Origin of the sequence: Actinokineospora spheciospongiae (genome assembly GCF_003182415.1) — a bacterium.
Taxonomy (GTDB): Bacteria; Actinomycetota; Actinomycetes; order Mycobacteriales; family Pseudonocardiaceae; genus Actinokineospora; species Actinokineospora spheciospongiae.
Map to the genome: position 1 here is coordinate 575,784 of NZ_QHCP01000004.1, position 12,724 is coordinate 588,507.

Below are 12,724 nucleotides of genomic sequence, written 5' to 3' on the forward strand. Positions count from 1 at the left end.
GCGGGTCCTGATCACCGCCCGACCCCGGTTTCCTTTCGCGGCAACGCTTCTCGCCGCCGGGTAGTCGTACGGGGCGAGTACACCCCATCCCGCACCGGAGAATCCCCAGTGTCGACAATGCTTCCCGTCAACTCCGGGTGATCCACTAGGATGGCCCGTTTTCGTTGACACCACAGGCGGTCGACTGCGAGTGTCGGTTTCGAAGACTGACCCTGGACCAAGCCGATCCGACCGTAGTGGTCGTCTTCTTCCGGTTGCGGTGGAAGGGGAGAATCATGTCCAAGCGCGCTCTGATCACCGGGATCACCGGTCAGGACGGCTCGTACCTCGCGGAGCACCTGCTGGCGCAGGGCTACCAGGTGTGGGGCCTGATCCGGGGCCAGGCCAATCCGCGCAAGTCGCGGATCAGCCGCCTGGCGTCCGATCTTTCCTTTGTGGACGGTGATCTCATGGACCAGACCAGCCTCGTCTCGGCGCTGGACCTGGTCCAGCCAGACGAGGTGTACAACCTCGGCGCCATCTCGTTCGTGCCGATGTCCTGGCAGCAGGCCGAGCTGGTGACCGAGATCAACGGCGCGGGTGTGCTGCGCATGCTGGAGGCCATCCGGATCGTGAGCGGGCTGAGCCAGTCCCGCGCCGACGGGTCCGGTCGGATGCGGTTCTACCAGGCTTCGTCCTCGGAGATGTTCGGCAAGGTCGCCGAGACCCCGCAGAGCGAGACCACGCGGTTCCACCCGCGCAGCCCGTACGGGGTGGCCAAGGCGTACGGCCACTTCATCACGCGCAACTACCGCGAGTCGTTCGACCTGTACGGCGTCTCCGGCATCCTGTTCAACCACGAGTCCCCGCGCCGCGGCGCGGAGTTCGTCACCAGGAAGATCTCGCTGGCGGTCGCGCAGATCAAGCTCGGCCTGCAGGACAAGCTCGCGCTGGGCAACCTGGACGCGGTGCGGGACTGGGGCTTCGCGGGCGACTACGTCAAGGCCATGCACCTGATGCTCCAGCAGGACGAGCCCGCCGACTACGTGATCGGCACCGGCGTGATGCACTCGGTGCGCGACGCGGTGCGGATCGCCTTCGACGCGGTCGACCTGAACTGGCAGGACTACGTCTACATCGACCCGGCACTGGTCCGCCCGGCCGAGGTGGAGACGCTGTGCGCCGACTCCGGCATGGCCAGGGCCGCGCTGGACTGGGCGCCCACGGTCACCTTCGAGGAGCTCATGCGGATGATGGTCGAGGCCGACCTGCGCCAGGTGTCGCGGGAGGTCCAGTACGGCGACCTGCTGCTGGCAGGCAATTGGTGATCCGCCGCCGGGGCGCTGGCCGGGCCGGGTCACCCGGTGCGGTCAGCGCCCCGGAATCTAGGGTTTTTCCAGTCGGAACAATGATTGCGGATTATTCCGGCCGGACCGTTTGTCTGTTTTTCGCCATGGCGGAGGGTTCGTCGCGGATCGGCGCGATGTGAACCTCCAACCACACGCCTTCTTTATTTGACAGTGGCCCACCGCGTGCGTTAGCGTGAGTTACGTCCACACGGGGGTGTACGGGTTCAGCTCTTTCGTTGATTCGCATTGTCTTCTGTCGTCGGCGCTGGTCGACGACGCTGTGATGCCTCGGACAGGAGCAGCGGTACCGTGACCGAGCTAGCGGGCGGCGACGTCTTCAGGTCATTGTTTGAGCACTCCGGCATGTACATGGCGAATCTCGATTCCCGATTACACCTGCGCGAGGCCAACACGGATTTCCTCGCCCGATTCGACGTGCGCCCGCAGGACGGTTACGGCCGTTCATTCCTGGCCCTGCTGCACCCCACGGTCCGCAGGCGGGTGGCTGGTGACCTGAAAATGCTGACCAGCGGTGAACGCGATCGGATCAGCGGGAAGGTCATCATCGTCCGACAGGACGGCGCGCTCATGTTCGGCGACATGACCGCCGTTTCCACGACCGGGCCGGACGGTTCGGTCGACACCATTCTGGTGCTGGTCAGTCGCACCTCGCGGGTCGGCAGGGAGCAGTCCATCGTGCAGGGCAAGGTCCGCCTCACGGCGCTGGACGCCCGCATCCTCGAGGGTGTGGCCGCGGGCGTCTCGACGGCCAAGCTGGCCACCGTCCTGCACATGAGCCGGGGCGGGGTGGAGTACCGCATCACGGCGTTGCTGCGGATGCTCAAGGCCATCAACCGCACGGAACTGGTGTCGAAGGCGCACTCCATGGGCATCCTCAGCAGCGGCACGTGGCCGCCCACCGTGCTGCCGGAGCGCATCCAGGACTGACGGTCCCCGACCACGAGAACTGCCCACGCGGGACGCACCGCGTGGGCAGTTCTCGTGGTCGGGTCCTCAGTAGACGTATTCGCGCTGCACCCGGGGCGGCCAGGCGCCGCCGCTGAGGATTCCCATCGTGTAGGCCCGCGAGACCAGGGCGGGCCGGTTGGGCACCTTCAGGCGGCGCAGCATGGTGCTGACGTGGTACTCGATGCCCTTGCTCGACAGGAAGAGCTGGGTGGCGAGCTGGATGGTGGAGGCACCCGCGGCGACACCCTCGAGGATCTTGGCGTCGACCTCGCTGAGCAGCCTGGGCCTGGCGCCCCCCTGGGCGTCGTCGGCGGTGGCGGGATCGGCCTGCAGGAGCACGATCAGCGGGTCGACGGCGCGCGCGGGGGCGCGCAGCCGGATCGCGGTCAGGTCGCCCTGGACGGTCCCGTCCGGGCGCTTGACCTTGACGCACTCGGTGAACCGCCCGGTGCGGCCCATCCGGAGCTGGTTGAAGTTGAACTGCAACCGCGACCCGCTGTCGAGCTGTAACAGGTCGGTGAACTCGACGTCTCGGACCTCGGCGGTGCCGCGGTCGAGCAGTGTCAGCAGGGCCCGGTTGGCGCTCTGGACCCGGCAGTGCGCGTCCAGGGCGGCGATGCCGACCCCGGAGCGCTCGACCAGGGAGTTGTAGAGCGCCGCGGACCGGCAGGATCGCTGCGATCCGGTGGTGCGGCTGTCTGCGAGCGGGTGTTCCGACTGTGGATCGGCTTCGGACATGACGCTCCCCTTGCGGTGTGGACGGCGTGTACGACGGTGGCCACTGCGGTGGAATGAAGGAAAGTCGCGAAATCAACAGAAGAGGCCGTGCGGCACACCTCGTCGTGTGCGTCGATCACCGTGGACAACTGTGGTCTGGACCACTCGTGTCGTCCGGAGGGACGGGTGTCTCAATTGCTGTCGACAAACCCGTCGGTGATTCACCTCATCAGAAATACCCAGTAGTGGTGGAAGTGTCAACCTTTCGGCGGGGTGACACCCAATCCCTTCACCTCCTGGCATGGTGTTTCCTTTTTGTTCGAAGGGTCAATCCTCCGTTCGTGTGTCACGGTCGAACGGTGTCCCTTCGTTCACGCGGGTGCCGAAAAGCGATTTGCGTCACAGTCTGCCGGGAATCGCCGCAACCGATGCTGTGACATGTCCCCGTCATTTGTCCCGCGTTGTCGCGAAAGCCCGAACCGGTCATCGGGGATGTTTTCGCAGGTGGCGGCACCAGTGGCACGCCTGTGCGGCAGGAGGTTGCCCATGGGTTCGGCGTGGCCGTGGTGGGTCACCCTGCCCGGACGCGGTCGGGTCTTCACCGTTCCGCCGTTTCAGGGCCACTGCCGTTAATGGCGATCGGCGGCGGCGCGAACGGGTTTCTTTTACCCGCAGCCGCGGGGGACAGCGGTGGCTTTGACCGAGTCGGCCATTTAATAGGGGTGTTCGCAACCGTTCGGGCAACGCCGAATCCGAGTTCGACGACGGTGTTGTGCCCCGGAATTCGGCGCGAACGCGATACGGGTGAGGCGTCGCGCGGCGGTGTTCTGGGTGGTGTCCGGTGGGCAAGTGCCTGCACAGCGCACGACTCCGGCCGGGCACCCGCCCCGACGTCGCCGACTCGCACGCCTCGGGCTCTCCCCGCCGGTGATCACCCCGACCACGGGGCGGGTTGCCCGTATGCGGGTGCCCACGGGTGGTTTTGGTGTTTGCTTCCGCCCCCGGGGCGTTCACCACCGGCTGCGCCGATCACCGAGGGCCCGGCGCGTGAGGGCAGCGGCTGAGAACCGAAGCGCGCCTGACCAGCAGGACTGCTGGTCAGGCGCGCTTCGCGGACGGGGGCGATCAAGGGAGGTGGAGCCCCACCCGGCTGGGTGGGGCTCCGCTGGTCGACCGCCGCGGTACCTACCTGTTCGAGCTGAACGCCGCGTCGAAGGCCGCCTCGGGCGGGTCGAAGGCCAAGCGGCGGATGAACCCCAGCGCCTCCGGCGCGCCCACGAGGCGGTCCATGCCCGCGTCCTCCCACTCCACCGAGATCGGGCCGTCGTAGCCGATGGTGTTGAGCATGCGGAAGCACGCCTCCCACGGCACGTCGCCGCGACCGGTGGAGACGAAGTCCCAGCCGCGCCGCGGGTCGGCCCAGGGCAGGTGCGACCCCATGCGGCCGTTGCGGCCGTTGCCGACCTGGCGCTTGGCGTCCTTGCAGTCGACGTGGTAGAGCCGGTCGCGGAAGTCCCACAGGAAGCCGACGGGGTCGAGGTCCTGCCACACGAAGTGGCTGGGGTCCCAGTTGAGGCCGAACGCGGGCCGGTGCCCGATCGCCTCGAGCGCGGCGACGGTGGTCCAGTAGTCGTAGGCGATCTCCGAAGGGTGCACCTCGTGCGCGAACCGCACCCCCACCTCGTCGAACACGTCGAGGATCGGGTTCCAGCGGTCGGCGAAGTCCCGGTAGCCCGCGTCCACCATCGACTGCGGCACGGGCGGGAACATGGCCACGGTCTTCCAGATGCTTGACCCGGTGAACCCCACCACCGTGTCCACGCCCAGGGCCGCCGCCGCCCTGGCCGTCACCGCCATCGCCTCCGCCGCCCGCTGCCGTACGCCCTCCGGCTCGCCGTCGCCCCACACCCGCGCGGGCAGGATCGCCCGGTGCCGCTCGTCGATCGGGTCGTCGCACACCGCTTGGCCGGTGAGGTGGTTGGAGATGGCGAACACCCGCAACCCGTGCTCCTCCAGGATCGCGCGCCGCCCGGCGACGTAGGACGGGTCCTCCACCGCCGCCCACGGGTCGAAGTGGTCACCCCAGCAGGCGATCTCCAGCCCGTCGTAGCCCCACTGCCCGGCGAGGCGTGCCACCTCCTCGAACGGCAGGTCGGCCCACTGCCCGGTGAACAACGTGACCGGCCTCATCCGATCTCCTCCCAGCCACTGCCCCCGGCCGATGACCGCGCCACCGCGTCGAGGACGAGTTGCACCTGCAGCCCGTCGGCGAACGACGGCGTCGGGTCGACCCCGGCGGCGAGGTCGCGCACCAGGTCGGCGACCTCGTGGGTGAACGTGTGCTCGTAGCCCAGGCCGTGCCCGGGCGGCCACCACGCCCCCGCGTAGGGGTGCTCGGGTTCGGTGACGAGGATGCGCCGGAACCCCGCGGCGACCGGGTCGTCGGCGCCGTCGAAGAACGACAGCTCGTTCATCGACTCGAAGTCGAACGCCAGCGACCCGAGGCTGCCGTTCACCTCCAGCCGCAGCGCGTTCTTGCGCCCCGTCGCGAACCGCGTGGCCTCGAAGCTGGCCAGCCCGCCGCTCGCGAACCGCCCCAGGAACAGCGCGGCGTCGTCCACGGTGACCTGCCCGCGGCCCGCGCTGCCCGAGGCGCCCGCCGCCACCGGCAGGGGCCGCTCGCGCACGAACGTCTCCATCAGCGCGGTCACGCCGGTGAGCCGGTCGCCGACCACGAACTGCGCCAGGTCGACCGCGTGGGCGCCGATGTCGCCCAGCGCCCCCGACCCCGCCCGGTCCGCCCGCAGCCGCCACACCAGCGGGAACTGCGGGTCGACGACCCAGTCCTGCAGGTACGTGCCGCGCACGTGCCGGATCTCGCCCAGCCGCCCGTCGGCGACCAGCCGCCGGGCCAGCGCCACGGCGGGCACCCGCCGGTAGTTGAAGCCGACCATGCTGTGCACGCCCCGCTCGCGGGCCCGCTCTGCGGCGGCGGCCATGGCCCTGGCCTCGTCCACGGTGTTGGCCAGCGGCTTCTCGCACAGTACGTGCTTGCCCGCGTCGAGGGCGGCGATGGCGATCTCGGCGTGGGTGTCGCCGGGGGTGCAGATGTCGACGAGCGCCACGTCGTCGCGGCGCAGCAGCGCCTTCCAGTCGGTCTCGGTGTCGCGCCAGCCCAGCCGGTCGGCCGCGGCGCGGGTGCGGGTGGCGTCGCGGCCGCAGAGGACGGCCAGTTCCGGGGTGAGCGCGAGGTCGAAGAAGTGGGCGGCGGTGCGCCACGCCTGCGAGTGGGCCGCGCCCATGAAGGCGTGCCCGACCATCCCGACCCCGAGGCGGCGCGCGGTGGTGCCCGCCGTCACGACTCGAACCCGAGCGGCAGGTAGGTGTCCACGTTGTCCTTCGTGATCGTGGCGGAGGCCAGCGTCAGCGACGTCGGGACCTCCTTCTCGACGAGGTCGCCCATGCCCCGGTTCTGCGCGACGAGCCGCGCCAGCGCGACGGCCGACGACGCCATGGACGGGCTGTAGGTCACGGTCGCCTTGAGGACGGTGTTGTCGGCCTTGATCGCGCGCATGGCGTTGGCCGAGCCCGCGCCGCCGACCATCAGGAACTCGCCGCGCCCCGCCTGCTGGATCGCGGCGAGCACGCCGATGCCCTGGTCGTCGTCGTGGTTCCACAGCGCGTCGAGCCGCGGCGCGGCCTGCAACAGGTTGGCCGCGACGCGCTGCCCGCCCTGCGCGGTGAAGTCCGCGGCCTGGCGCGGGCCGACCGAGTAGCCGTAGGAGGACAGCGCGTCGGCGAAGCCCTTGCTCCTGGCCTGGGTCAGCGGCAGGTTGTCGATGCCCGCGATCTCGCCGATCACCGGGTTGCCGACGCCCTTGGCCTTGAGCTGCTCACCGATGTGGGTGCCCGCGGCGACGCCCATGCCGTAGTTGTCGCCGCCGATCCACGTGCGGTAGGCCAGCGGGGAGTCGAACACGCGGTCGAGGTTGATCACCGGGATGCCCGCGTCCATCGCCTTGCGGCCCAGGGCGGTGAGCTGGCTGCCGTCGTTCGGCAGGATCACCAGCGCGGAGACCTTCTTGGTGATCAGCGTGTCGACGGCCGCGATCTGCTGGGCGATGTCGGTGGTCGGGTTCACCGCCTCGAACGAGACGTCGGAGTAGAGCCCCGCCTGGTTGCGCGCGTTGGCGGCGATCGCGGCGATCCAGCCGTGGTCGGCCGCGGGGCAGGAGAAGCCGATGGTGACGGGCTTGCCAGGCTCGGCGTTGTCGCCCGCGGCTGCGGCGGTCGCCCCGCCACCCGGGGCGGGAGCGGCGTTGCCGGTGCAGGCGGTCAGCGCGGCGACGGCGCCGATCCCGAGGGCGCCGGAGAGGAACCCGCGGCGGGAGTGGTCGGACATGGTTGCGCTCCTGTGCAGGGGAGGGGTCATGGGGTTGCGCGCCGCGCGCGGGCTTGGACGAGCACCGCGGCGACGATGATCGCGCCCTTGGCGATGTTCTGGACGTCGGTGTCGAGGTTGTTGAGCACGAACAGGTTGGTGATGGTCGTGAAGACCAGCACGCCGAGGATCGAGCCGATCAGCGTGCCGCGACCGCCGGACAGCAGCGTGCCGCCGATGATCACCGCGGCGATGGCGTCGAGCTCGTAGAGCGTGCCGTGGGTGCTCGACCCGGTGGTGGTGAGCGAGGCGATCATGATCGCGGCGACGCCGCAGCAGAGCCCGGAAACCACGTACAGCGCCGCGGTGTGCCTGCGCACGTCGAGCCCGGCCAGCCGGGCCGCCTCCGGGTTGCCGCCGATCGCGAAGGTCCGGCGACCGAACGTCGTGCGGTTGAGCACCACCCACCCGATCGCGACGACGGCGGCGAACAGGTACACCAGCAGCGGGATGCCGAGCACCCGCGTGGTGGCGATCGCGGCGATCGCCGGGTCGGTGACGATCTGGCTGCGCCGCCCGGAGATCCGCTCGGCCAGTCCCTGCGCCGAGATGAGCATGGCGAGGGTGACGATGAACGGCACGATCCGCCCGTAGGCGATCAGCAGGCCGTTGACCAGCCCACCGGCCGCGCCCACGGCCAACGCGCAGAAGACCATCACCCACGGCCCGAACGACTGCGTCGCCACCGTCGTCGCCCAGACCGAGGCCAGCGCCATCAGCTTGCCGACCGAGAGGTCGATCCCCCCACCGATGATCACGAACGTCGCCCCGACGGTGATCACCCCGATGATCGACGCCGAGGTGAGGATCGTCAGCAGGTTCGCCGTGGTCGCGAACGTGTCGGCCGTCGCCACCCCGACCACGGCGAGCAGCGCCAGCACGGCGACGAGCCCGAGGTTGTGGCCCACCCCGCCGAGGAACAGCCTGCCCCACGGCGACGGGCCCGCGTCCCGCGCCGCCCCACCTGCCCGCGGACCGGTGACGCCCGCTCCCGACGCCCCCGCGGCGGACTCCGCCGGGGCCCGTCCGGTGGTCTGCTCAGACATGCGCCGCTCCCATCACCAGGTCCAGGACCCGGCCCTCGTCCAGTTCCGCGGCGGGCGCGGTGCGCACCACCCGGCCTTCCCGCACGACGAGCACCGTGTCGGCCAGCCCCAGCACCTCGGGGATCTCGCTGGACACCACGACCACCGCCACGCCCTGCTCCGCGAGCTGCCGGACCAGCGCGTAGATCTCGCCGCGGGCGCCGACGTCGACGCCGCGGGTGGGCTCGTCGAGCAGCAGCACCCGGCCACCGCGCAGCAGCCACCGCGCCAGCACGACCTTCTGCTGGTTGCCGCCCGACAGCGTCCGCACCGGGCGCGACGGGTCGGCCGGGCGCACGTCGAGCCGCGCCAGCACCGCCCGCGCGGCGTCGGACTCCGCGTCGGGGCCGAGGAACCCGGCTCGGGCGAACCGGCCCAGCGCGGCCAGCGACACGTTGCGCGCCACCGACTCGTGCAGCAGCAGCCCCTGGCTCTTGCGCTCCTCGGGGCACAGCCCCATCCCCGCGCGGACGGCGGCAGGCACCGACCCGGTGCGCAGCGCGCGGCCCCGCACCCGCACGGTCCCCGCCGTGGCGCGGCGGGCGCCGTACACCGTCTCGACGATCTCCGAGCGGCCCGAGCCCACGAGCCCGGCGAGCCCGACGACCTCGCCCGCGCGCACGGTGAACGACACACCGCCGAAGCCGGGACCTGCCAGGTCCTCGACCTCCAGCACCACCTCCTCACCGGGTGGCGCGCTCGGCGGCGGGATCGCGTGCTCCACCGGGCGGCCGGTCATCAGCCGGATCACCTCGGCGGTGGGCGTGGTGCGGGCGGGCAGGTCGCGGGCCACCGTGGCGCCGTCCTTCAGCACCGTGACCCGGTCGCCGATGGCCCGGATCTCCTCCAGCCGGTGGGAGATGTAGACCACCGCGACACCGTCGGCCGTGAGTTCGCCGACCACGCGGAACAGGTTGCGCACCTCGTTGGGGTCGAGCACCGCCGTGGGCTCGTCCATGACGATCAGCCGGGCGTCGCGGGCCAGCGCCCGCGCCACGCTCACGACCTGCTGCCCCGCCGCGGAGAGCCGCCCCACCTCGCGGCGCGGCGGGATCTCCGGGTGCCCCAGCCGCAGCAGCAGGCCGCGGGTCAGCGCCTCGGCGTCGCGGAAGCGGGTGAAGCCCAGCCGCGACGGCTCGTGGCCGAGCACGACGTTCTCGGCCACCGACAGCCCGGGCACCAGGTCGAGTTCCTGGTGGATGGTGGCGATGCCCGCCGCGTCGGCGGCGTGCGGGCCCGGGAAGGTCACCGGTCGCCCCGCCCAGGTCAGCTCACCGGCGTCCGGCTGGTGCGCGCCCGCCAGGACCTTGATCAGCGTCGACTTGCCCGCACCGTTCTGACCCAGCAGGCAGTGCACCTCGCCCGCCGCGACGTCGAGGTCCACGCCGTCGAGGGCCCGCACGCCGGGGAAGGTCTTCACGATTCCCCGCACCGTCAGCAGTGACGTCATGGCCAGGACGGTAGGAGGATTGACCAGCGCCGTACAACGTCGCAATAATGTCTTTTTCCGGTAGTAATCCGTCGATATTGGTTCGTGATGCCGCTCCCGCTCCCGCCGCTGCGCCTCGCCGCACCGCCGCTGTCCGGTCGCGCCGACGCGGCCACCACCCTGAGCGCGGTCGCCCGGCTCGTCGCCTCCGGCACGGCCGTGAGCAAGGCCGAGCTCGGACCGGCCGCCGGGCTGGCCCGCACCACGGTCAGCGGCGCCGTCGACGAGCTGCTGGCCCGCGGCGTGCTCCGGCTCAACGGCACCCGCCCCACCCCGGGCCGCGGCCGCCCGGCCGACCGGCTCGAGCTGTCCCCCGACAGCGGGGTGGTGCTGCTGGCCGACGTCGGCGCCCACGGGGCGCACCTCGCCGTCGTCGACCTCAGCCAGCGGGTGCTCGGCCACACGCACGTCCTCGTCGACGTGCGGGACGGCCCGGAGACCGTGCTCGACCTCATCGAGACCGCGTTCGACGCGCTGTTGCCCGACGGCGCCGTGCGCGCGGTCGTGATCGGGCTGCCCGGCCCGGTCGACGGGCAGCTCGGGCAGCCGGTCCGACCGCCGATCATGCCCGGCTGGCACGCCTACCCGGTCGTCGAACGGCTGCGCCGCCGCCACGGCTGCCCGGTCGTGCTGGAGAACGACGTCAACCTGCGCGCCCTCGGCGAAGCCCGCGCACTGCCACCCGACCAGTCACCGCTGCTGTTCGTCAAGGTCGGCACCGGCATCGGCGGCGGGCTGATCACCCAGGACGGCGCACTGCACCACGGCGCCGACGGCGCGGCGGGCGACATCGGGCACATCCGCGTCCGCGGCGCCCCCGACGTCGTCTGCGTGTGCGGCAACGTCGGCTGCATCGAGGCCGTCGCCTCCGCCCACGCCATCGCGCGGCGCCGCGGCGTCGACGTCACCGACCTGCGCGCGCTCATCGCCCACGGCGACACCGAGGCGCTGGCGCTGGTCCGCGAAGCGGCCGGTCTCGTCGGGGAGGTCGTGGCCACGCTGGTGCACTTCGCCAACCCCGCCCGCGTGACGATCGGCGGATCGGTCACCGCGGCCAGCGACGAACTCCTCGCGGGCGTGCGCAGTGTCGTCTACCAGCGCGCACTGCCCCTCGCCACCCGCAACCTCGTGCTCACCGGCAGCACCCTGGGGGAGTACGCGGGCCTGGCCGGTGCCGCGGTCCTGGGCATCGAGCAGGTCCTGAGCCCCGCTGTCGTCCCGACCCTGAACCCCACCCCACGAGACGCGCGCACACCGTGAAGAGCTGCCGCGCGTGCCCGCGCCGGACCGGACCGCCGGGGACCTCACGGCTCGCCCAGGTTCCGCCAACCGGGTCCTGAACCGGTTGCGGCGCGCCGGTTTCCCCTTGTTGATCACCCGCTGGTCACGAACGGTTCACCGGCTGCCCGACCCGCCGTCCAGATCTCGCGCATAACGTTCCACGACGGCCCGCCACCGCACCGGCGGCGGCACCACCAGTACCGCACCTCGCTCTGACCCGGTCCCCCTCCCACCACAGAAAGGGCACCCATGGAGCGTCGCAGCTTCCTCCGCGCGGCTGTCATCGGCACCGGCACCGTCGCCCTCGGCTTCACCATGACCCGCGAGTCGCTGGCCTTCCCGGCCAAGACCGGACCCAGCCCCTACGGGGCGCTGCAGGCGGCGAACTCGCACGGCATCCAACTGCCGCAGGGCTTCACCAGCCGAATCATCGCCCGCTCCGGCCAGGCCGTGGCGAGCACCGGCTTCACCTGGCACGGCGCACCCGACGGCGGCGCGTGCTTCGCCGACGGCACGGGCTGGATCTACGTCTCCAACGCCGAGCTGGGCACCGGCGCGGGCGGCGTCAGCGCCATCCGGTTCAACTCGACCGGCGGCGTCACCTCGGCCTACCGCATCCTCAGCGGCACCACCAGCAACTGCTCGGGCGGCGCCACGCCGTGGAACACCTGGCTCTCGTGCGAGGAGACCGATCGCGGCCACGTCTACGAGTGCGACCCGTGGGGCGCGGCGACCGCCTCCCGCAGGCCCGCGCTGGGCCGGTTCAAGCACGAGGCCGCCGCGGCGAACCCCGACCACAAGGTCATCTACCTGACCGAGGACGAGCCCAACGGCGGCTTCTACCGCTTCACCCCGACCGTCTGGGGCGACCTCTCCCGCGGCGGCACCCTGCAGATCGCCAAGGTCAGCTCGGGCAACGTCACCTGGGTCAACGTCCCGGACCCGTCGGCGGCGTCGACCCGCACCCGCTACCAGGTCAGCGGCTCGGCGGTGTTCAACGGCGGCGAGGGCGCGTACTACCGCAACAACACCTGCTTCTTCACCACCAAGGGCGACAACCGGGTCTGGGCCTACAACGAGGCCACCAAGACCATCGCCGTCGCCTACGACGACAACCTGACCACCAGCCCGCCGCTGACGGGCCCGGACAACATCACCGGCACCGCGGTCGGCGACCTCTACGTCGCCGAGGACGGCGGCAACATGGAGATCTGCGTCATCACGCCGAACGACGTCATCGCGCCGTTCCTGCGGGTGGCGAACCAGTCGTCGTCCGAGCTGTGCGGTGTCGCGTTCAACCCCGCGGGCAACCGCCTCTACTTCTCCTCCCAGCGCGGCACCACCGGCTCGTCCAGCGGTGGCATCACCTACGAGGTCACCGGTCCTTTCCGGACCAGTCTGTGATCCACGAGCA

10 protein-coding genes are annotated in these 12,724 nt (G+C 71.2%); 4 read left to right on the forward strand and 6 right to left on the reverse strand.

What is annotated here, in order from left to right:
• The first annotated feature begins 275 nt into the window (after positions 1-275).
• Positions 276-1,307: a GDP-mannose 4,6-dehydratase gene (locus DFQ13_RS13235; protein ID WP_035288993.1), complete on the forward strand. Its 1,032-nt coding sequence runs from the start codon at positions 276-278 to the stop codon at positions 1,305-1,307.
• 330 nt (positions 1,308-1,637) lie between these two features.
• The gene (locus DFQ13_RS13240) at positions 1,638-2,276 is read left to right on the forward strand and encodes a helix-turn-helix transcriptional regulator (protein ID WP_052021940.1); all 639 of its coding nucleotides are present in this window, start codon (positions 1,638-1,640) and stop codon (positions 2,274-2,276) included.
• A 66-nt stretch (positions 2,277-2,342) separates the two neighbouring features.
• On the opposite strand, the gene DFQ13_RS13245 is transcribed toward DFQ13_RS13240, so the two are convergent.
• The 6 genes from DFQ13_RS13245 to DFQ13_RS13270 form a co-directional block, all read right to left on the reverse strand.
• Entirely contained in the window at positions 2,343-3,035 is a 693-nt protein-coding gene (locus DFQ13_RS13245; RefSeq protein WP_052021937.1) for a helix-turn-helix transcriptional regulator, read from the reverse strand.
• 1,164 nt (positions 3,036-4,199) lie between these two features.
• Positions 4,200-5,204: a sugar phosphate isomerase/epimerase family protein gene (locus tag DFQ13_RS13250; protein WP_110080010.1), complete on the reverse strand. Its 1,005-nt coding sequence runs from the start codon at positions 5,202-5,204 to the stop codon at positions 4,200-4,202.
• On the reverse strand, positions 5,201-6,334 hold the full coding sequence (locus DFQ13_RS13255) for a Gfo/Idh/MocA family protein (RefSeq protein WP_110080161.1): 1,134 nt from the start codon (positions 6,332-6,334) through the stop codon (positions 5,201-5,203). Before DFQ13_RS13255 ends, DFQ13_RS13250 begins: the two co-directional genes overlap by 4 nt.
• A 35-nt stretch (positions 6,335-6,369) precedes the next feature.
• Positions 6,370-7,416: a substrate-binding domain-containing protein gene (locus DFQ13_RS13260; RefSeq protein ID WP_110080011.1), complete on the reverse strand. Its 1,047-nt coding sequence runs from the start codon at positions 7,414-7,416 to the stop codon at positions 6,370-6,372.
• A gap of 26 nt (positions 7,417-7,442) precedes the next feature.
• Complete coding sequence (locus tag DFQ13_RS13265) at positions 7,443-8,501, reverse strand: ABC transporter permease (protein WP_110080012.1); 1,059 nt, start codon at positions 8,499-8,501, stop codon at positions 7,443-7,445.
• On the reverse strand, positions 8,494-9,990 hold the full coding sequence (locus tag DFQ13_RS13270; protein WP_035288981.1) for a sugar ABC transporter ATP-binding protein: 1,497 nt from the start codon (positions 9,988-9,990) through the stop codon (positions 8,494-8,496). The genes DFQ13_RS13265 and DFQ13_RS13270 overlap by 8 nt, the downstream gene beginning before the upstream one ends.
• 87 nt (positions 9,991-10,077) lie before the next feature.
• Between DFQ13_RS13270 and DFQ13_RS13275 the strand changes: the two genes are divergently transcribed.
• Positions 10,078-11,289 carry an ROK family protein gene (locus DFQ13_RS13275; RefSeq protein WP_110080013.1) on the forward strand — a complete coding sequence of 404 codons (1,212 nt, stop codon included), beginning with the start codon at positions 10,078-10,080 and terminating at the stop codon, positions 11,287-11,289.
• A 270-nt stretch (positions 11,290-11,559) separates the two neighbouring features.
• Positions 11,560-12,714 carry an alkaline phosphatase PhoX gene (locus DFQ13_RS13280; protein ID WP_110080014.1) on the forward strand — a complete coding sequence of 385 codons (1,155 nt, stop codon included), beginning with the start codon at positions 11,560-11,562 and terminating at the stop codon, positions 12,712-12,714.
• Positions 12,715-12,724 lie beyond the last annotated feature (10 nt).